This is a genomic window from Rhodoferax koreense (assembly GCF_001955695.1).
Lineage (GTDB): Bacteria > Pseudomonadota > Gammaproteobacteria > Burkholderiales > Burkholderiaceae_C > Rhodoferax_B > Rhodoferax_B koreensis.
Genome location: NZ_CP019236.1, coordinates 5,474,093 through 5,492,359, shown reverse-complemented (window position 1 = coordinate 5,492,359; position 18,267 = coordinate 5,474,093). Strand labels below are relative to the sequence as shown.

Below are 18,267 nucleotides of genomic sequence, written 5' to 3'. Positions count from 1 at the left end.
ACTCCGCGTCTCAGCCGGTAACAGGTCGCGTCAGAGCCCTTGCAGCAGTTCTTCGATGTCTCTCGCCAGCCAGTCCGGGCCGAGCGCGGGAGGCGGGCTTTCATCGAGGTGAATCGTCCAGTTGCTTTCGTTACTTTTTTCAATTCGCACGGGCCTGCCCCAGGCCAGCAACCAGGCCAGCCAGGCGACCTGTCCCGGCTGCGGCAACTCGCCGGCGGCACCTTCAAGGGGCCAGACGAACGGATTGCGGCCATTTATCACCGGGCGGCCTTCCTGCAGCGTCACCTGCTCGGGCATCGCCTGCGCCAGTGACGCGGCGGCTGCGGCCGGCGTATCGAGTGGCTGCTGGAAACGCGGCTTCCAGGCGGCCAGAGCCTGGCCGATGGCCACGTTGCGCCGCGTCTCGCCCTGCATCAGGTCGGCGTGGTCCATCGTGCGCCAGTCGATAGCCGGCGCCAGGCATTCGGCCGTGCTGGCGGCGGCGAGGAATGCATGCAGGCCGGCGTCGAAGTCGGGCTGCACGAAGCCGGCGCACACGGTGGCCAGCTGCGAGACCCGGCTGGCCAGCAGTTGCTGCTGCTGCACTGCCAGCTTCTCGCGCAGCATCTCGTCGCGTTCGCTGCGCAGCGTGGACAGCTCCAGCGCGTTGCGCAGGTCGGCGCGCAGGTTTTCCAGGTCCCACGGCTTGGTGATGTAGCGGTAGATCTCGCCGGTGTTGATCGCCTCGATGGCTTCGCCGAGTTCGGAATACGCGGTGGTCAGCATGCGCACCATGCTGGGATGGTGGTCGCGGGCGTAGCGCAGCAACTCGTTGCCATAGGCCGTGGGCATGCGCTGGTCGGAGATCAGCACCGCGATTTCGTCGCCACGCTCGCGCAGGATGGCCTGGCCCTCCTCGACGGACAGCGCCGTCAGCACCGGTGCGATGGGGCTGACCAGACGCTCGAAGTACTTGAGGGCCATCGGCTCGTCGTCGACATACAAAATTTTGTCAGGTCTCATACACGGTTCCCACCAGGGTTAGCAATATTGGAAGGCTGGAAATACAGGGTGACCGCGGCCCCCTGCCCAGCATGCGAAACGATCTCGATGGAGCCGCCAATGGACTGCACGACACGGCGGCAGAATATCAGCCCCATGCCGTTGCCGCCATGGCCGTCGTGCGCATCACCGGCCAGGCCAGCCTTGGTGGTGACCGGCTCCAGCGTGAGGCGGCTCAGGATTTCGGGGGCGATGCCCGGCCCATTGTCGGCCAGGCGAATCCATGGCCGGCCCATGGCGGCGGCGCCGTCCGCGCCGGCGCCATCGGCGCGGCCCAGCTCGATGCGCAGCGAAGGGCGCGGCTGTCCGCGCAAGGCATACAGCGCGTTCTTGGTCAGGGTGCACAGCACCAGGTACAGCAGGTCGCGCCGGCCGGGCAGCACGAAGTCGTTGCCGAGGCGGCAGCTGACCCAAGACGCCTCGTCGTCCTCGAACGGGTATTCGTCGAGCAATGCCTCGACCAGGCTGCTGGCCGTCACGCGCTGCACCGACGCTCCGGGATAGGCGTCGCGTGCCGACTGCACGAAGGTGGCCACCAGCGACTGGCAGTACAGCGCGCGGCGTTCGGCGGATTCGATGGCGGCCAGTACCTCGCCCGGCGTGCCTTCGGTGAAATGCACCGTGCCGGCGGCGGTGTCCGGCGCGGGCGGCTGGTGGCGGTGTCTCAGCGCTTCCATGTAGCCGCGCACCGTGGCCAGCGGGGTGTTGAGTTCATGCGCCAGGAAGCCCAGGGTTTCGCGCATGGCGGCGACGCGCTGCTCGTGCACCGCACGCTCGGTTGCGCGCAGTGCGTGCAAGCTCAGCGCCTCGCGCAGCGCTTCGCGGGTGCGCTGTTCGTCCAGGGGCTTCTCCAGGATGCGGAACACCTGGCCCTCGTTGATCGCGGCGATGGCCACTTCCTTTTCGGCATAGGCCGTGACCAGCAGTCGCACCAGGTGGCGGAAATCGCGCTGCACGATCCCCAGCAGCTCCATGCCGCTGCGCTGAGGCATGCGGTAGTCGGTGAGCAGCACGGCGATCTCGTTCGGGTGTTCGCGCAACAGCACCAGCGCCTCATCCACGCCTTGCGCGGTGAGGATCCTGAATTCGTTGGCGAACATGCGCGCAAACCATTTGCAGGCCTGCGGCTCGTCGTCCACGTACAGGCAGGTGGTGGCCTCCGGGCCGGGGGGCGCGGCAGGTACGGGGGGGGCGGTGAGAGGGGCCACGGTGACGTTGTCAGGCATTGTCGGTGGCCAGTTTGAGGTCGAAGCTGAATTCCGTCCAGGCGCCGTCTTCACTGGCCACGCGCAGTTCGCCACCGTGCCGGTGCACGATTGCGTAACTCACGCTCAGCCCCAGCCCCAGGCCCTTGCCCACGTCGCGCGTGGTGAAGAAAGGCTCGAACACCCGCTGCAGGTTCGCCGGGCTGATGCCGGTACCGTTGTCCCGCACGGCGACCTGCAGCCGGCCGTCCAGGCGCTTGGCGCGCACTTCGATCAGCGGCTTGGCGCGGGCCGACTTCTGCAATGCCAGCGCGGCGTTGCCGAGCAGGTTGATCAGCACGCCGATCAACGCCGGTTCGTCGCCGCGCACGTGGGTGTCCATGGGCAGATCGACCGTCACCTCGATGCCCTTGAGCTCGAAGCCGGTGAGCCGCAGCGCCGACTTCAGCGCTTTCTCGAAGAGGAAGATGCGGCTCGCGTCGTCGCCCGGCTTCTGGTAGGCGAAGGTCTTCAGGTCGGAGACGATGCCCTGCACGCGCTGCATGCCTTCCTTGGCATCCGCCAGGCTTTCCTTGAGGTCGGCACTGGCCATCACCGCCTTGTCCATCTGCGCCATGTTGAGCGCCATGAGGCTGTAGTTGACCGGGTTGTTCACCTCGTGCAGCAGGCCCGCAGCCAACGTGCCCAGCGCGGCCATTTTTTCCTGCTGCATCATGTGGCCCTTGATTTCGGCGAGGGCCTGGTTGGTGCTTTGCAGCGCCAGGTTTTTTTCCGATACTTCGTGCTGCAACTGGAACAACTGGAGTCGGGCTCTTTCGTTGAACCAGGTGCAGCCCGCCGAAATGGTGGCCGAGAACAAAAGGAACAACGAATTCCCCGCCAGCATCGACGCATTGTCCGACCCGCCTGAGGCATGGGCAACGCAGGCGAAGATGTAGACCATGCAAGTGAAAACACCGAGAGCAATGCCCTGCAAGAAGCCGATGGGCATGATGATCCCGGCGGCATACAGGGCTAGACTCAGGCCGAACACGTAGGGTGAGCTGGCGCCCTGCGTGTGGTAGATCATCCAACTGATCATGATCTGCGGCAGGGTCAGCCAAGATAAAGTGATTGCGCGTACATACCGGCCCGCGAGTGGGCTGAATAGTGCAATCAGTGCCAGCGTCAGAAAGCCGCTGGCTAGCAATCGCGCAAGACCCAGTATCCCTGCCTGTTCGGGATAGAACGCTTGGTCGAGAGCCACTCCGCCGAGCACCAGCACGACGGCCAACGCGCAGCCAACGCGGCTGTATCCAAGGCGAAAATTGGCCAGTTGTGCCTGATATCCAAGATGGATTTGTGGCTCCACGGTGGATGCGGTCAAACGGCTGCCGCCCGTGAAGGCGTGGAATTTTGCAGTTCGAGAAATATGTTGACTCCAGTTTCGTCGGTGTAGATCTTCTCCAGCGTGGCCGATTCAGGGGCAATACGCCGCATGTCGTTCTCATCCCGATAAATCAAATGCCACTCGAGCAGATGCTCCATGGTATTTCGTTCCGGATTGCTGCGGTGAACGTTTGTGACCAAAATCGTGCCGCCCGCTTTTGTTCGCGCGAGGAAATATTGCAACAGGCGTTGACATACCTTGTCGGACAAATAGTCGAACAAGCCCGCGCAGTACACGAACTCGAACTGCTTTTCGTCCAATTGGCGGGCGGCACCGCTGGCAGCACGCTTGATCAGGTTATGCACGGATTCGTTCACCCATTCGACGTTGATTCGCACACCTCGTTTCGCACATGCTTCGTCGATGCGAGACTGTGTATAGGCCAAAGTTTCCTCGCTGAAATCCATCAGCGTGAATGAGAGCCGCTCGGGGGTTGGATGCGTGGTGATCAGGCGCTGTACCTCGATGGCAGGACCACATCCCACGTTGAGAACGCGTATAGGCTCAGTCGAGTCGTCGGCTTGCCGGGGGAAACGCGCCAGGTAGGTTTCGAGGATGTCAATGCGATTGCGATGCGCACGGGCAACCGCCGCCTGGAGAAACAGCGTGTTGACAATCTGGAAATAGGTGCTCGTGCCCTCCCGTGGATCTGACAGCATCTGATTCACCATCTCGTAGTCGCCTGCATAACCCATGGGTTTGGCGAAAGTACGATAGACAAATGGGGCGCGCAGGATCAAGGGATGGATGGCGGCCTGCGCAAACACCCGGTGTGCGGACTGCAATTCGGGATCGACGACGTTAGCTTCCGCTTCGAAGCGATCGAAGTAGTCTCTCGCCTTCGACATCAGCGGTTGGGCCAGCCCCATGAACACGTCGTTGCGCAGACGTCCCGAACTCTCACGAGGCAACGTGGTGACCAGATCGGCTTGGTCAACCCAGCGGGCGACATCGCCGAGGTAGGCTCGCAATTCACTGACGGCCACCTGATAGCCTTGTCCAATGCTGAAACGGGAATTCCAGTCATCGACAAACGCGTTGGCCTGGTAGGCGAAGGAGGCCGGATCAGCCTGGATGCCGAAAATGTCGTTCCACTCTTCGGTCAAAGTCACCGACACCACGGTCATGAGCCCGGTATTCACCAGACTGACCACCACCGCTTTCCCCTTGTAGATGTTCCTTTCTCCCGCGCGAACCGTGAGGTCGTGGACCACTTCGCTGACTTGCACGATCGAGTTGGGGTTGTAGACCTCCATGACCAAGGCACGTCGCTGATAACTCGTCAGCGTGCCGCGCATGGTTTCGCCATGGCTGTTGCGAAACGAGACGACCGGGTCGATGGATCTGAGAGGCTGCACGGGATTTGAGACTCACTGTGAGGCGAAACGAAAACAATACAACACACAATGAACCGTGCTATTGGCGCACGGCCCGGGTGTGGGGCTTGCACGCTCTACGGTGAAAGCCACAATGGACAACAGCTTCACATTCTGGCACTGTTGAGTGGCGTTTGTAGCCACATCGCCGCAGGAAAACTTTGTCCGATGCATGGCCCGTCAGGACAGGTCGGGTCTGGTCATCAGATGAAAATTTTCGTAAAGATCCCCGCCCGCGCATGCATCCCAACCAACGAACCCTTTTGGATTTCTACGACGCGTTCGCGCGACTCGATGCCGATGCCATGGGGCGTTGTTACGCCGAGGATGCGCGCTTTGAGGACGAAGTGTTCTCGTTGCGCGGCAGGCGCGAGGTGGCCGGCATGTGGCGCATGTTATGTGCGGCGACGGCGGCCAAGGGGCGGGACGTCTGGCGGCTCGAGGCCAGCGACGTGTGGGCCGATGCGCACACCGGCCGCGCGCACTGGGAGGCGCATTACCGCTTCAGTGCCACCGGGCGCCTGGTGCACAACCGCATCGACGGGGCTTTCGATTTCGATGCCCAGGGCCTGATCGTCCGCCACCGCGATCGTTTCGATTTCTGGCACTGGTCGCGGCAGGCGCTCGGCACGCCGGCCCTTCTGCTGGGCTGGACGCCGTTCCTGAAGGCCAAGGTGCGTGCAAAGGCTGCCGCCAACCTGGCCAGGTTCCTGGCGACCTGAAGGCCGTGGCCGGCGGTTCAGGCGCCGTGGCACTTCTTGTATTTTTTCCCGCTGCCGCAGGGGCAAGGGTCGTTGCGTCCCGGCGTGGGCTCGGCGTGCACCACCTGCGCCACGCGCGGGCCGATCGACCGCCAGAGATCGCGCAATTCGTACACCGCCCACAGCGCTTCGCCGAAAGCCTCGAGGCGTGCGTGCGACATGCTGGGCGGCGGCGCTGCCTCGTCGTCCTCGCCCGTCGAATCATGGGCATAGGGCGAGACCTCCGCCGGGCCGGTGTCGTCTTCGCTGAGCGCGACGATGGCGTCGAGCGCGTTGTCCAGCACCTTCGCGGCTTCCTTATCCTTGCCCGGCGCGGTCCATTCCTCGGGCCAGGCTTCGACGGCGAACATGAAGCCCAGCGCCCAGACCTGGGCGAACGCGGGCAGTTCCTCGTCTTCACCCTTGAGGGCCTCCGCGCGCTCCTCGGGCGAGAGTGCGGCCATCATGCCGCGGATGTCCATCACCTCGGGCATGTAGGCGCGCTCGTCCTCGAGGTTCTCCACCGGCGCGTCGAGCGCTTCGACGATCTGGTTCCAGCGCCGCATCCACAGCGCCATGAACTGCTCGGCCTGCGCGGCGTTGGCGAACGCGTCTTCGCCCTGGTTCTCGCCGTCGCCGCCGATGTCGAGCAGCACCGGCAGGTATTCGCTGGGCGGGATCACCCGGCGGCTGCAGATCAGCGCCGCCATGAAGCCTTCGCAGAACTCCCACTGCGGGGTTTCGTCGTAACGCGTGCGCAGGTCTTCGAGCAGGTCTTCGAGCGTGTCGAAGTCCTCGGGTTGCAAGGGGCCGGCAGACAGGGCGGAATCGGGTGTGGTGGTATTCATGAAGGTCGGCCCCGTGCGGGCGAACGATGTAACAACACCGCAGTTTAGCCAGTAGCATCCCCCGGGCCAGGTTCACCGTTCGACAACCGACAGAAAAAAGCCGCCATGCTGAAGTACCTCAATTCCGTCTATCCCATTCGCTACACCGTTTTCGGCCTGTGCTGCTTCGGCCTGTTGCTGAGCCTGTTCAGCCTGGTGGCGCTCGGCGCGGGCGGCTGGTTCTTGCTGGGCTTCGGGGCGCTGGTGGTGCTCGGGGTGTTCGACATGCGCCAGAGCAAGAAGTCGGTGCTGCGCAACTACCCGGTGATCGGCCACATGCGCTACATGCTCGAATTCGTGCGGCCCGAGATCCGCCAGTACTTCATCGAGGCCGACAACGACGCCACGCCGTTCTCACGGGCCCAGCGTTCGCTGGTCTACCAGCGCGCCAAGAGCGAGCCGGACAATCGGCCGTTCGGCACCCAACTCGACGTGCTGGCCGAAGGTTACGAATGGATCAACCACTCGGTGGCGCCCACGCACCTGGCCACGCACGACTTCCGCATCACGATCGGCCATGTACCGGCCGCGGGCGAGCCCGCCGCTCCGGGCGGCTGCACGCAGCCCTACGAGGCGAGCGTCTTCAACATCTCCGCCATGAGCTTCGGCGCGTTGTCGGCCAATGCCATCCTGGCGCTGAACGCCGGCGCGCAGCGTGGCCGCTTCGCACACGACACCGGCGAGGGCTCGATCTCGGTGCACCACACGGTCAACGGTGGTGACCTGATCTGGGAGATCGGCTCGGGCTACTTCGGCTGCCGCAACGACGATGGCACGTTCAGCGCCGAGCGGTTCGAGAAAGCCGCGCTGAACCCGCAGGTGAAGATGATCGAGATCAAGATGAGCCAGGGCGCCAAGCCCGGCCACGGCGGGGTGCTGCCCGGCCCCAAGGTGTCGCCCGAGATCGCCGCGGCACGCGGCGTGCCGATCGGGCTGGACTGCATTTCTCCGGCCTCCCACAGCGCGTTTCGCACGCCGATCGAGATGATGCAGTTCATCGCGCGGCTGCGCACGCTCTCGGGCGGCAAGCCCACGGGCTTCAAGTTCTGCCTGGGCCATCCCTGGGAATGGTTCGCCATGGTCAAGGCCATGCAGGTCACGGGCATCACGCCCGACTTCATCGTGGTCGACGGCGCGGAAGGCGGCACGGGCGCGGCGCCGCTCGAATTCACCGACCACGTGGGCGCGCCGCTGCAGGAAGGCCTGCAACTGGTGCACAACACGCTCATCGGCGTGGGGCTGCGCGACCGCATCAAGCTGGGCTGCGCGGGCAAGGTGATCAGCGCCTTCGACATCGCGCGCATGATGGCGCTGGGCGCCGACTGGTGCAATTCGGCACGCGGCTTCATGTTCGCCCTGGGCTGCCTGCAGGCCCAGGCCTGCCATACCGGCCATTGCCCGACCGGCGTGACCACGCAGGACCCGGTGCGGCAGAAGGCGCTGATCGTGCCCGACAAGGCCGACCGCGTGTTCAGCTTCCACCAGAACACGCTCAAGGCCCTGCAGGAGATGGTGCAGGCCGCCGGGCTGCACCATCCGAACGAGATCACGCTGCACCACATCGTGCGGCGCATGAACGAAACCGGCGTGAAACTCCTGGTGACGGTGATGCCGCCGCTGAAGGCGGGTGCCTTGCTGGACCACGACATCAGCGCCTTGCCCAACGTCTTCAAGTTCTACTGGGGGCACGCCAGTGCCGACAGCTTCAAGCTACAGATTCAATAGCACGCTGCGCAGGTACTCCTAGCGCCAGCAGCCTTTTTTTCATGGAAAGTACGGCCTTGTCCTTGCTCAGCAGCAGCGCCTGGTGCGCTACGGCCAGGTCGATGAAACACTGGTCGTCCGGGTCCTTGCAGACGGCGGAGACACGTGGCGCGACTTCGACCAGGTTGGCATGCCGGTCGAACGCGGCCAGGACGTCGGCCGCCGTCACCTGGTAGAACGCCATGCGCGGCACGAGGTGTTCGTAGTCGAGCACCCGTTCGAGTTCGTTGCGCATGTGCTGCGTGGCCAGCCAGCGCAGGTTGCCGGCCACGAGCGCGGGCTTCAGCGGTTTGGCGGCCGCGTCGTCGAACAGGAAGATGTCGAGGACGATGTTCGTGTCGAGGACGACGTTCATTTCCGGGCCGAACCGGCAACCATCTCGAACTTGAACAGCCGGCATTCGATCGGCCCGTTCCACATCGGCACGCGGCGCGATTCCTTCAGGCGCATGCGGCCCGGCAGCTTGAGGTCGGGTGTCAGCACCCAGGCGGTCCAGCCGGCGTAGTTCTTCTTCCAGTGCGTGGCGAGCTTGGGGAAGAAGTCGCCGCCGTCGTCGGTCTGGGCGACTTCGCGGCTTGGCACGTTTTCCATTGGCGGCGGAGGTGCATTTCGACCGCCTTGCCGTCCGGCATGGGCACCCGCCACGCCAGCGACCGCGATACGTTCGCCATACGGCGGGTTCACCAGCATCACGCCGCTGGCCACGGGCGGCATGCGCTGCAGGGCATCGCCGCCGCGGAACTGCACCGCGCCGGCCACGCCCGCGCGCTCGGCGTTGCGCATCGCGAAGTCGACCATGCGGTGGGCCACGTCGCTGCCGAAGATTTCAGCGGTCGGCGCATGTTCGGCAGCGCGCGCCTGCTCCAGCAGCCCGGTCCAGACGTGGGGCTGGAACGGCAGCAACTTTTCGAACGCGAAGCGGCGCCGGCTGCCGGCCGCGATGTTGCAGGCGATCTGCGCCGCCTCGATGGCGATGGTGCCGCTGCCGCAGCAGGGGTCGTACAGCGGGGTGGTGCCGTCCCAGTCGCTCGCGGCGATCATCGCGGCGGCCAGCGTTTCCTTCAGCGGCGCCTCGCCCTTGTCTTCGCGCCAGCCGCGCTTGAACAGCGGCTCGCCCGAGGTGTCCATGTACAGCGTGGCGTGTTCGGTCGTCAGGTGGGCGTAGATGCGGATGTCGGGCCAGCGCGTGTCGACGTCGGGGCGCACGCCCTGCTTGTGGCGGAAGCGGTCGGCGATTGCGTCCTTGATCTTGAGCGCCGCGAAGTTCAGCGAGGTCAGCGGGCTGTGCTGCGCGGTGATCTCGACCTTGAAGCTCTGTTTGGGCGTGAACCAGATCTCCCACGCGACCTGGCTGGCCGCGTCGTAGAGGTTTTGTTCGCTGCGGTACTCGGTGTGCGACAGCTCGATCAACACGCGTTGGGCGAGGCGGCTGTGCAGGTTCAGCAGTTGCGCATCGCGCCAGGAAGCGCGCATCAGCACGCCGCCGCGCAACACGCGCAAGTCCTCGCCCTGCAGCCCGGTGAGGCGGTGCGCCTCTTCGGCCAGGAAGTCCTCCACGCCAGCGGCGCAGGGCAGGAAAAGCTTGAGTTGGTTCATAAAGACTGACGTGGCGCCATCACGGCGTTAAAGGGATTTCCGGAGGTTCGTTGGCGCGATGCGCAAGGCTTCGCGGTATTTGGCCACCGTGCGCCGCGCACATTCGATGCCTTGCTCCTTCAGCATGTCGGAGAGCTGGCTGTCCGACAACGGCTTCTTCGGGTCTTCGGACGAGACGAACTGCTTGATCAACGCGCGCACGGCGGTGCTCGACGCGTTGCCGCCCGTCTCGGTGCCGAGCGACGAGCCGAAAAAATACTTCAGTTCGAAAGTGCCGTGCGGCGTGGCCATGTACTTGGCCGTGGTGACGCGGCTGATGGTCGATTCGTGCAGGCCGAGTTCATCGGCGATCTCGCGCAGCACCAGCGGGCGCATGGCCAGCTCGCCGTGGCTGAAGAAATTCTTCTGCCGTTCGACGATGGCGTTCGATACCCGCAGGATGGTGTCGAAGCGTTGCTGGATGTTCTTGATGAACCAGCGCGCCTCCTGCAGCCGCTGCTGCAGCGCGGCGTTGTTCGAAGAATCCTTGCCACCGCCCTTGTGTTGCTTGAGCGCGTTGGCGTAGATGTCGTGCACGCGCAGCCTGGGCATCACGTCGGCATTGAGCTGCACGCGGAAGCGCGCCTGCGCGCCGCGGCCGATCTTGACCACGATCACGTCGGGCACGACGATGTTGCGCTCCACGTCGACGAAACGGCGGCCCGGCTTGGGTTCCAGCCGGGCGATCAGGCCCATCGCCGCCTTGATCACGGTGTCGGGCTGGTTGCACAAGTGCGACAGCCGTTTCACATCGCGCCGCGCCAGCAGGTCCATCGACAGGCCGCACATGCGTAGCGCGGCGCGGCGCACCTGTTCCTCCTCTTCGCCGGCATCCTCGTCGAACATCGCGCGCAACTGGATCGACAGGCATTCCTCCAGCGTTCGTGCGCCTACGCCCACCGGTTCCAGGCTCTGCAGCAGGCCCAGCGCCACGGTGAAGCGGTGCACCAGTTCATCGACGTCCTCACCGTCTTCCGCGCCCGCCAGGCCCTGCGCCAGGGCGAGCAGGCTGTCTTCGAGGTAGCCGTCGTCGTTCAGCGACTCGATGAGGAAACGCAGCGCCGCGCTGTCTTCTTCGCCCAGGCGCAGGGCCAGCGCCTGGCGGTGCAGGAACGAGGTCAGCGATTCCTGGCTGCGCGCGAGTTCGGTGGCATCGACCTCGCCGTCTTCGCCGAGGTTGTTCTGCCGCGCCGGTGCGTCGCCACCCCATTCGCTGTCGTCGGGGGCGATCTCGGAAGTGCCGTCCCCATCCCAGCTCTGGCTGTCGTCCTGGCCGGTCAGCGGACTCTCGGATTCGGCGGGGGTCTCCACCGTTGCGGTCTCGGTCGCCGTGGCGGCGGTGCTGCTCGAGAACTCGGATTCGCGGTCGTCCGTGTTCACCTGCGCATCGGCCTGCGCCAGCCCGAACTCCTCGCGCGGCGCCTCGTCCATGTTGACTTCGAGGAAGGGGTTGTCGTCGAGCATCTGCTCGACTTCCGCGCTCAATTCGAGCGTGGACAATTGCAACAGCCGGATCGACTGCTGCAGCTGCGGCGTCAACGCCAGATGCTGCGAAACGCGGAGGGAAAGGCCTTGCTTCATCTACATCTTGAAGTGCTCGCCGAGGTAGACCCGGCGCACTTCGGCGTTGTTGACGATGTCCGACGGCGTGCCCTGGGCGAGCACATGGCCGTCGCTGATGATGTAGGCGTGGTCGCAGATGCCGAGCGTTTCGCGCACGTTGTGGTCGGTGATGAGCACGCCGATGCCGCGTGACTTGAGGAAGCTGATGATGCGCTGGATCTCGATCACGGCGATCGGGTCGATGCCGGCGAAGGGTTCGTCGAGCAGGATGAAGCGCGGCTGGGTCGCCAGTGCCCGCGCGATCTCCACGCGGCGTCGCTCCCCGCCGGACAGCGACAGCGCCGACGAACTGCGCAGGTGCTCCACGCGCAGGTCCTGCAGCAGCGCGGTCAGGCGCTCCTCGATCTCGGCCTTGGTGAAGGCGCGGCCGGTGGCATCGAGCTGCAGCTCGAGCACGGCGCGCACGTTTTCTTCCACCGTGAGCTTGCGGAAGATCGAGGCTTCCTGCGGCAGATAGCTCAGGCCGAGCCGCGAGCGGCGGTGGATCGGCATGTGCTCGACGGACTGGCCGTCGATGGCAATGCTGCCGCCGTCGGAGCGCACCAGGCCGACGATCATGTAGAACGAGGTGGTCTTGCCCGCGCCGTTGGGCCCGAGCAGGCCCACGACCTCGCCCTTCCTCACGGTCATGCTCACGTCCTTGACCACCTTGCGGCTGCCGTAGGACTTCTGCAGATGGCGCGCCTCGAGCCGGCTTTCGCCCTCGGGCAGGGCGTCGGCCGCCGCGGCCGTGCTCACCGCCGTGTCCATCACTTGGCCACCCCGTCGAGCCGCAGGCTCGGGCGCAGGGCCGGACCGGGGGTGGCGGGCGGTGTGGGAGCCGAGGCCGCCGGCTTGGGCGACAGCATGGCGCGGACGCGCCCGCCACCGCCGCCATTGGCCTGGCCCGCGGGCGCGGCATTGCCGTCCACGGTGTAGACGCCCGTGGTGTTCTCGTAGACGATCACGGCACCGGTGGTTTCGTCGCCAAGGGTCGCGCCGATGTAGCGGCGCATCACCGCACGCTTGATCAACTTGACGTTGTCGGCCTTGCTGTCGTATTCGATGGTCTCGGCTTCACCCTCGATGAACTCGTCGACGTTGTCGCGCTTCTGCCGGAAATAGGCGAGTTTGCCCGGCTCGGCCGTGACCACGCCGTACTGGTAACCCGCCGCGTCCTGGCGCACGTCGATGCGCGCGCCACGGACGATGATGGTGCCCTTGGTCATCACCACCCGGCCGGTGAAAACGTTGGTCTGCTTCAGGTCGTCGTAACGCATGTTGTCGGCTTCGACGTTCATGGGCTTGTCGCGGTCGGCTTTTTCAGCGTTGGCAAAGCCTCCTGTCAAGGCCAAAACCAGGCACAAAAGTAAGTAAAAGTAATTTTTTTTCATAAGGGCATGAATCTTGCTCGCCATTGTAGCGGTCACACTCAGACCCCCGCAAAAAAGCCCGCGCGAAGCGGGCTTTTTTGCGGATGAGGTGTACGGCTTCAGGCCTTGGGCTTGGCCGTGCGTTCCGTGGCGATGAGGTAGTCGGTGACCATCAGCGCGCGCGGCATGCTCTGCGCCTGCGAACCGTCGGTATAGAACTTGCCCGCAATGCCCAGCGCCGGCACGCCCGCCACCTGGTAGGCTTCCTGCAGCTGGGTTGCCTTGCGCACCTTCGCGGCCACGCTGAACGAGTTGTAGATTTCGGTGAACTTGGCCTTGTCCAGCCCCTGTTTCGCGGCCCAGTCGATCACGGCCGCGTCCTTGTTGAGCTGCTCGTGCTGCACGTGGATCGCGTAGAACACCTTGCGGTGCATCTGTTCGAGCTGGTTCATGGCTTCGAGCGTGTAGTAGAGCTTCTGCGGGGGAATGAAGCTGTCCTGGAACATCACCGGCACGCGCTTGAAAGACACGTCCTTGGGCAGGCGCTTGAGCCATTCCTCGAGCGTGGGCTCGAAGGCATTGCAATGCGGGCAGGCGTACCAGAAGAATTCGATGACCTCGATCTTGCCCGGCCCGGCTTCGGTGGCGACAGGCTTCTTCAGCGTCAGGTAATCCGTGCCGTCCTGCGGCTTCTGGCCCTGGGCCTGCGCCACGGAGAACGGACCCAGCGCCAGCGCGGAGCCGGCCAACACACTCGCTGAGGTCAGCGAAAACTCACGACGTTTCATTTCTAAATCACTCCTTGTGCGGTTCAGACAGGGCCGGCGCCTAAAAGTTCAGCGTCGGCCGGGGGTGTTCTATCGCTGCACGCGCACCAGCGCGGTTTCGGTGCCGATGTTGTCCAGCCGATCCTTGGTGTGTTCGGCATCTTCCTTCTTGTTGAAGGGCCCCATGCGCACGCGGTAGACGGTGCGGCCGGACTGTTCGCGTTCGGTCACGCGCGCCTCCATGCCCATCATCGCGAGCTTGGCGCGCTGGGCCTCGGCATCTTCCGGCGTGCGGAAAGCGCCGGCCTGTACGAAGTATTCGAACGGGTCGGTCGCGGCGCCCAGGCTCGGCGGTGCGACGGCCACCGCTGTGGCGGCTGCTGGCACCTTGGCCTTGGCGCGCGCCAGGTCGCCGAGCGGATCGGCGGAGGCGGCCGGTGCCATGGTCTTGGGGGGCGTCGTGGCGGCCACCGGCGCCGTGGCCGGTGGGGGCGGCGGGGAGATGCCGGTGGCCGCGCCCGGCACGGCACCGGCGGCGGGCTCGGGATTGCCGAGCACGCCGGTCACCACGGGGGCCACTGGCTTGGCCGGGTTCTTGCCGTGCAGCGGGGTGTTCGGATCCCAGTCCTTGTTCTTCTTGCTCTCGGCCGCGTCGGAGTCGACCGAGCGGCTCTGCGCCTTGCTGGTCATGAACGGCACCGGCACCTTGGTCACGTATACCGCCACGGCCAGCGCCGAGCCCAGGCCGACCACCACGCCGATGATGAAGCCGAGAATCGTGCCGCCGCGCTGTTTATGTTGTTTCATGAAGTCTTCACATCCTGTCCGGGGCGCTCACGCCGAGCACCGCCAAGCCATTGTGCAATACCTGGGCGCAGGCAGCCACGAGCGCCAGCCGCGCTTTCCTGAGCGGCTCGTCGTCGACCAGCACGCGTTCGGCGTCGTAGTAGCTGTGCAGGTTGGCGGCGAGCTCGCGCAGGTAGAAGGTCACGTCGTGCGGTGCGAAGGTTTCCGAGGCCGAGGTCAGCATCTCGGGGTACTTGGCCAGCTGCAGCATCAGCGTCTGCGCCTGCGGCACCAGGAGCGAAGACAGATCGGCGTCCGCCAGCGCGGCCACGTCGCCGCCCCAGTCGCGCAGCATCTTCTGGATGCGCGCATGGGCGTACTGCACGTAGTAGACCGGGTTGTCGTTGCTTTGCGCCACGGCCAGGTCGATGTCGAAGGTGTATTCGGTGTCGGGCTTGCGGCTGAGCAGGAAGAAGCGCACCGCATCCTTGCTGGTCCAGTCGATGATGTCGCGCAGCGTCACGTAGCTGCCCGCGCGCTTGGAGATCTTCACCTCCTCGCCGCCCTTCACCACCCGCACCATGGTGTGCAGCACGTAGTCGGGATAGCCCTGCGGAATGCCCACGTTGGCGGCCTGCAGCCCGGCGCGCACGCGGGCGATGGTGCCGTGGTGGTCCGTGCCCTGGATGTTCACCACCTTGGTGAAACCGCGCTCCCACTTGGCGATGTGGTAGGCCACGTCGGGCACGAAGTAGGTGTAGCTGCCGTCCTGCTTGCGCATGACGCGGTCCTTGTCGTCGCCGTAGTCGGTGGACTTGAGCCACAAGGCGCCGTCCTTCTCGTAGGTCTTGCCGGCTTCCTGCAGCTTCTTCACGGCGGCTTCCACCTTGCCGCTCGTGTACAGGCTCGACTCGAGGTAGAAGTTGTCGAACTTCACCGAAAAAGCCTTCAGGTCCAGATCCTGCTCGCGGCGCAGGTAGGCCACGGCGAAGTTGCGGATCGATTCCAGGTCGTCCACGTCGCCCGAGGCCGTGACCTCGCGGTCGTCGGACTTCACCGTCTTCTGCGCCTTGAAATCGGCGGCGATATCGGCGATGTATTCGCCGTTGTAGAAGTTCTTGGAAAGCGGGTTGTCCGCGTCGGTCGGCCACTGGGCGTCGCCCGGCTTCACGCCCTTGGCGCGCAACTGCGTGCTGGTCGCCAGCGTGCCGATCTGCACACCCGCGTCGTTGTAATAGAACTCGCGGTAGACGTCCCAGCCCTGTGTCTGGTAGAGGTTGCAGATCGCATCGCCCAGGGCGGCCTGGCGGCCGTGGCCCACGTGCAGCGGGCCGGTCGGGTTCGCCGAGACGAATTCCACGAGCACCCGCTTCCCGTTGGCCGGTTGCACGCCGAACTGCGCGCCCGCCGTCAGCACTTCGCGTACCACCTGCTGCTTGGCTTCGGGCTTGAGTTTGATGTTGATGAAACCCGGGCCGGCGATGTCGATCGCCTCCACCCAGCGCTGGAACGCGGGCTGGGCCAGCAGTTCGGTGCGCAGGTTCTCGCCGACCTGGCGCGGATTGAGCTTGAGCGGCTTGGCCAGCTGCATGGCGGCCGTACAGGCGAAATCGCCATGGGCCGCGACCTTGGGCGACTCGAACGCGGCCTTTTCGCCGGCACCGGGGGTGATCTTTTCCAGCCCGGCGGCCAGGGCCGAGAGCAAATCTTGTTTGACTGAGAGCATCGTGCGATTTTACGGGGGCGGGTCGGTCGGCCGTCATCCGGCTGGCGCCGTGCGGCGTTATGAGCCAATCCTGCGCTCCACCGCCTGGACGCAGGATTCAACCCCTTACTTCCTTTTCAGGAGTTCACATGAAAAAGATCCTTCCCCTGATCGCCGCCCTCAGCCTGAGTTGCTCCCTGGGTTTCGTCCACGCGGCCGAAGCCGTCGTCAAGACGCCGCAGCAGAACAAGATGACCGCCTGCAACGCCGACGCCAAGGACAAGAAGGGCGACGAGCGCAAGGCCTTCATGAAGGAATGCCTGAGCGCGAAGAAGGAAACCCAGCAAAGCAAAATGACCAGTTGCAATGCCGACGCCAAGGCCAAGACCCTCAAGGGCGACGAACGCAAGGCCTTCATGAAGGAATGCCTGAGCGCCAAGCCGGCCGCCTGAAGACGGCGCGCACTGCGCGCTCCACCGAGCCCCGCCCACCCCCGGTGCGCGGGGTTTTTCACGTCCGCACCGAGCCCCCCGGCTATTTGCCGAAGCCGCGCGCCAGGAACACCGCCGCCAGCGGAATCACGGCCAACAGATGCGCCTCGATCATCACCAGGCGGCGCGTGCTGCGGATTTCGGTCGCGTCCGGCAAGGCGCCGCTGGCGCGCAGCCGCTTGCGCCAGCGCAGGAAACGCAGCGTGGGTGCGATGGAGAGCAGGCCGATCACCAGGAACAGCCCGAGCTTGAGGTGCAGCAAAGGCTGCGTCCAGTACCAGGCCGAGCCCTTGATGCCCCACCAGGTGCGGGCCAAGCCCGTCGCCAGCACCAGCACGGCGGCGATGCCGTAGATGGCGTCCAGCCGCGCCAGCCGTTCCACCACGGCGGCGTTGAGCCATTCCTTGCGGCACAGCGCGGCCTCGCTGGCCAGAAAGACCACCATGGTCAGGATGGCGAGGAAATGGGCGTAGGCCAGCAGGGCTTCGAGGGTCATTGGGGTTTCCTTTGCGATGTAGCTTAAGCCGAGGCGGCACCACGCCAGAACTCGGGGCGACCATAGTGCTGGCGCAGGTGCTCGATCCACAGGCGCACGCGCAGCGGCAGGTGTTTGCGCTGCGGGAACACCACGTAGATGCCGTTGGGCGGCGCGGCGAAGTCCTCGAGTACGGCCACCAGCCGGCCGGCGGTGATTTCCGCCTCCACCTCCCAGGTGCTGCGCCAGGCGATGCCGCGCCCGGCGATGCACCAGTCGTGCAGCACCTGACCGTCTGTGCAGTCGAGCGGGCCGCCGGGTTTGAGGTGTACGACCTCCGAACCGCCTTCGGCCGAGGTGGGAATGCGAAACGCCCAGCCGCGCGTCTGCGAGGCGTCACTGGTCAGCGCCAGGCAGGCGAATTTCGAGAGTTCGTTCGGATGCTGCGGCGTGCCGTGGCGGCGCAGGAACTCCGGCGTGGCCACGCACAGGCGGCGGTTGTCGGCCAGCCGCACGCTCACCAGGGATGAATCGGGCAGGTCGCCGACGCGCACCGCGCAGTCGAAACCCTCGCCGGCCAGGTCGATGACGCGGTCGCTGAGATTCAGCGAAATCGTCACCTCCGGGTGCGCATCCCGGAACGGCGGCACCAGCGGCGCCACGTGCCGGCGGCCGAATCCGCCGGGCGCGGTGATGCGCAGATGGCCGCTGGCCTTCACGCCGCCCGCGCTCACGCTGGCCTCGGCGTTGGCCATGTCGGCCAGCAGGCGCTGGCAATCCTCCAGAAAGGCGCTGCCTTCGTGCGTCAGGCTCATGCGGCGCGTGGTGCGCAGCAGCAGGCGTACGCCCAGCCGCTCCTCCAGCGCGTCGAGCCGTCGGCCGATGATGGCCGGCGCCACGCCCTCGGCCTTGGCCGCGGCGGTGAGGCTGCCGCGCGTGGCCACGGCGACGAAGGATTCGAGCTGCTTGAGTTTGTCCATGGCGGCGGATG

The 18,267-nt window shown here is 65.3% G+C and carries 18 protein-coding genes; 3 read left to right on the top strand and 15 right to left on the bottom strand.

Translation table 11 applies throughout. The features are described from left to right. Positions 1-30 precede the first annotated feature (30 nt). From RD110_RS25440 to RD110_RS25425, 4 genes are read right to left on the bottom strand one after another with little or no spacing between them, the layout of a single operon-like run. Positions 31-1,002: a response regulator gene (locus RD110_RS25440; protein ID WP_083686580.1), complete on the bottom strand. Its 972-nt coding sequence runs from the start codon at positions 1,000-1,002 to the stop codon at positions 31-33. Beyond that, positions 999-2,267 carry a hybrid sensor histidine kinase/response regulator gene (locus tag RD110_RS25435; protein WP_083686578.1) on the bottom strand — a complete coding sequence of 423 codons (1,269 nt, stop codon included), beginning with the start codon at positions 2,265-2,267 and terminating at the stop codon, positions 999-1,001. The genes RD110_RS25440 and RD110_RS25435 overlap by 4 nt, the downstream gene beginning before the upstream one ends. Beyond that, on the bottom strand, positions 2,260-3,597 hold the full coding sequence (locus RD110_RS25430; RefSeq protein WP_076205666.1) for a sensor histidine kinase: 1,338 nt from the start codon (positions 3,595-3,597) through the stop codon (positions 2,260-2,262). The genes RD110_RS25435 and RD110_RS25430 overlap by 8 nt, the downstream gene beginning before the upstream one ends. A gap of 11 nt (positions 3,598-3,608) precedes the next feature. Next, positions 3,609-5,033, bottom strand: coding sequence for a methyltransferase domain-containing protein (locus RD110_RS25425; protein ID WP_338053070.1), 1,425 nt, complete (start codon positions 5,031-5,033; stop codon positions 3,609-3,611). A 257-nt stretch (positions 5,034-5,290) separates the two neighbouring features. Here RD110_RS25425 and RD110_RS25420 point away from each other — a divergent pair, with 257 nt between their 5' ends. Beyond that, on the top strand, positions 5,291-5,773 hold the full coding sequence (locus tag RD110_RS25420; RefSeq protein ID WP_076203486.1) for a nuclear transport factor 2 family protein: 483 nt from the start codon (positions 5,291-5,293) through the stop codon (positions 5,771-5,773). A 17-nt stretch (positions 5,774-5,790) separates the two neighbouring features. Here RD110_RS25420 and RD110_RS25415 read toward each other — a convergent pair whose 3' ends face one another. Then, positions 5,791-6,639, bottom strand: a complete 849-nt coding sequence (locus RD110_RS25415; RefSeq protein ID WP_076203483.1) for a UPF0149 family protein — start codon at positions 6,637-6,639, stop codon at positions 5,791-5,793. A 105-nt stretch (positions 6,640-6,744) separates the two neighbouring features. On the opposite strand from RD110_RS25415, the gene RD110_RS25410 reads away from it, so the two are divergent. Beyond that, positions 6,745-8,403 (top strand): FMN-binding glutamate synthase family protein, encoded by a 1,659-nt coding sequence (locus RD110_RS25410; protein ID WP_076203481.1) that lies wholly within the window; start codon positions 6,745-6,747, stop codon positions 8,401-8,403. Here the strand turns inward: RD110_RS25410 and RD110_RS25405 are convergent. The 8 genes from RD110_RS25405 to argS form a co-directional block, all read right to left on the bottom strand. Then, complete coding sequence (locus RD110_RS25405; RefSeq protein WP_239467120.1) at positions 8,384-8,797, bottom strand: putative toxin-antitoxin system toxin component, PIN family; 414 nt, start codon at positions 8,795-8,797, stop codon at positions 8,384-8,386. The two genes, RD110_RS25410 and RD110_RS25405, sit on opposite strands and share 20 nt — an antisense overlap. Then, the gene (locus tag RD110_RS25400; RefSeq protein WP_076203475.1) at positions 8,794-10,038 is read right to left on the bottom strand and encodes a THUMP domain-containing class I SAM-dependent RNA methyltransferase; all 1,245 of its coding nucleotides are present in this window, start codon (positions 10,036-10,038) and stop codon (positions 8,794-8,796) included. Before RD110_RS25400 ends, RD110_RS25405 begins: the two co-directional genes overlap by 4 nt. 27 nt (positions 10,039-10,065) lie before the next feature. Then, positions 10,066-11,658 carry an RNA polymerase factor sigma-54 gene (rpoN, locus tag RD110_RS25395; RefSeq protein WP_076203473.1) on the bottom strand — a complete coding sequence of 531 codons (1,593 nt, stop codon included), beginning with the start codon at positions 11,656-11,658 and terminating at the stop codon, positions 10,066-10,068. Further along, positions 11,659-12,450, bottom strand: a complete 792-nt coding sequence (lptB, locus tag RD110_RS25390) for an LPS export ABC transporter ATP-binding protein (RefSeq protein ID WP_076203470.1) — start codon at positions 12,448-12,450, stop codon at positions 11,659-11,661. It lies immediately after the preceding gene. Continuing rightward, positions 12,450-13,073: a lipopolysaccharide transport periplasmic protein LptA gene (gene lptA, locus RD110_RS25385; protein ID WP_076203469.1), complete on the bottom strand. Its 624-nt coding sequence runs from the start codon at positions 13,071-13,073 to the stop codon at positions 12,450-12,452. The genes lptB and lptA overlap by 1 nt, the downstream gene beginning before the upstream one ends. A gap of 98 nt (positions 13,074-13,171) precedes the next feature. Beyond that, complete coding sequence (locus RD110_RS25380; RefSeq protein ID WP_076203450.1) at positions 13,172-13,840, bottom strand: thiol:disulfide interchange protein DsbA/DsbL; 669 nt, start codon at positions 13,838-13,840, stop codon at positions 13,172-13,174. A 69-nt stretch (positions 13,841-13,909) separates the two neighbouring features. Continuing rightward, positions 13,910-14,626 (bottom strand): SPOR domain-containing protein, encoded by a 717-nt coding sequence (locus tag RD110_RS25375; RefSeq protein WP_076203447.1) that lies wholly within the window; start codon positions 14,624-14,626, stop codon positions 13,910-13,912. A 7-nt stretch (positions 14,627-14,633) separates the two neighbouring features. Further along, positions 14,634-16,331, bottom strand: a complete 1,698-nt coding sequence (gene argS / locus RD110_RS25370) for an arginine--tRNA ligase (protein WP_076203444.1) — start codon at positions 16,329-16,331, stop codon at positions 14,634-14,636. Positions 16,332-16,459: 128 nt separating this feature from the next. Here argS and RD110_RS25365 point away from each other — a divergent pair, with 128 nt between their 5' ends. Further along, positions 16,460-16,762 (top strand): PsiF family protein, encoded by a 303-nt coding sequence (locus tag RD110_RS25365; RefSeq protein ID WP_076203442.1) that lies wholly within the window; start codon positions 16,460-16,462, stop codon positions 16,760-16,762. Between the two features lie 82 nt (positions 16,763-16,844). Here RD110_RS25365 and RD110_RS25360 read toward each other — a convergent pair whose 3' ends face one another. Together RD110_RS25360 and RD110_RS25355 are read right to left on the bottom strand one after the other, a co-directional pair. Next, positions 16,845-17,297, bottom strand: a complete 453-nt coding sequence (locus tag RD110_RS25360; protein WP_076203439.1) for a DUF2214 family protein — start codon at positions 17,295-17,297, stop codon at positions 16,845-16,847. Positions 17,298-17,320: 23 nt separating this feature from the next. Then, a complete protein-coding gene (locus RD110_RS25355; RefSeq protein WP_076203437.1) occupies positions 17,321-18,256 on the bottom strand; it encodes a LysR family transcriptional regulator in 936 nt (311 codons plus the stop codon). Positions 18,257-18,267 lie beyond the last annotated feature (11 nt).

Bases quoted from the DNA above. Each gene is read 5' to 3' on its own strand.
- RD110_RS25360 (WP_076203439.1), bottom strand. From the start codon at position 17,297: ATGACCCTCGAAGCCCTGCTGGCCTACGCCCATTTCCTCGCCATCCTG.
- RD110_RS25365 (WP_076203442.1), top strand. From the start codon at position 16,460: ATGAAAAAGATCCTTCCCCTGATCGCCGCCCTCAGCCTGAGTTGCTCC.
- RD110_RS25410 (WP_076203481.1), top strand. From the start codon at position 6,745: ATGCTGAAGTACCTCAATTCCGTCTATCCCATTCGCTACACCGTTTTC.
- RD110_RS25420 (WP_076203486.1), top strand. From the start codon at position 5,291: ATGCATCCCAACCAACGAACCCTTTTGGATTTCTACGACGCGTTCGCG.
- RD110_RS25375 (WP_076203447.1), bottom strand. From the start codon at position 14,626: ATGAAACAACATAAACAGCGCGGCGGCACGATTCTCGGCTTCATCATC.
- RD110_RS25400 (WP_076203475.1), bottom strand. From the start codon at position 10,038: ATGAACCAACTCAAGCTTTTCCTGCCCTGCGCCGCTGGCGTGGAGGAC.
- rpoN (WP_076203473.1), bottom strand. From the start codon at position 11,658: ATGAAGCAAGGCCTTTCCCTCCGCGTTTCGCAGCATCTGGCGTTGACG.
- RD110_RS25415 (WP_076203483.1), bottom strand. From the start codon at position 6,639: ATGAATACCACCACACCCGATTCCGCCCTGTCTGCCGGCCCCTTGCAA.
- lptA (WP_076203469.1), bottom strand. From the start codon at position 13,073: ATGAAAAAAAATTACTTTTACTTACTTTTGTGCCTGGTTTTGGCCTTG.
- RD110_RS25355 (WP_076203437.1), bottom strand. From the start codon at position 18,256: ATGGACAAACTCAAGCAGCTCGAATCCTTCGTCGCCGTGGCCACGCGC.
- RD110_RS25380 (WP_076203450.1), bottom strand. From the start codon at position 13,840: ATGAAACGTCGTGAGTTTTCGCTGACCTCAGCGAGTGTGTTGGCCGGC.
- RD110_RS25405 (WP_239467120.1), bottom strand. From the start codon at position 8,797: ATGAACGTCGTCCTCGACACGAACATCGTCCTCGACATCTTCCTGTTC.
- argS (WP_076203444.1), bottom strand. From the start codon at position 16,331: ATGCTCTCAGTCAAACAAGATTTGCTCTCGGCCCTGGCCGCCGGGCTG.
- RD110_RS25435 (WP_083686578.1), bottom strand. From the start codon at position 2,267: ATGCCTGACAACGTCACCGTGGCCCCTCTCACCGCCCCCCCCGTACCT.
- lptB (WP_076203470.1), bottom strand. From the start codon at position 12,450: ATGGACACGGCGGTGAGCACGGCCGCGGCGGCCGACGCCCTGCCCGAG.
- RD110_RS25440 (WP_083686580.1), bottom strand. From the start codon at position 1,002: ATGAGACCTGACAAAATTTTGTATGTCGACGACGAGCCGATGGCCCTC.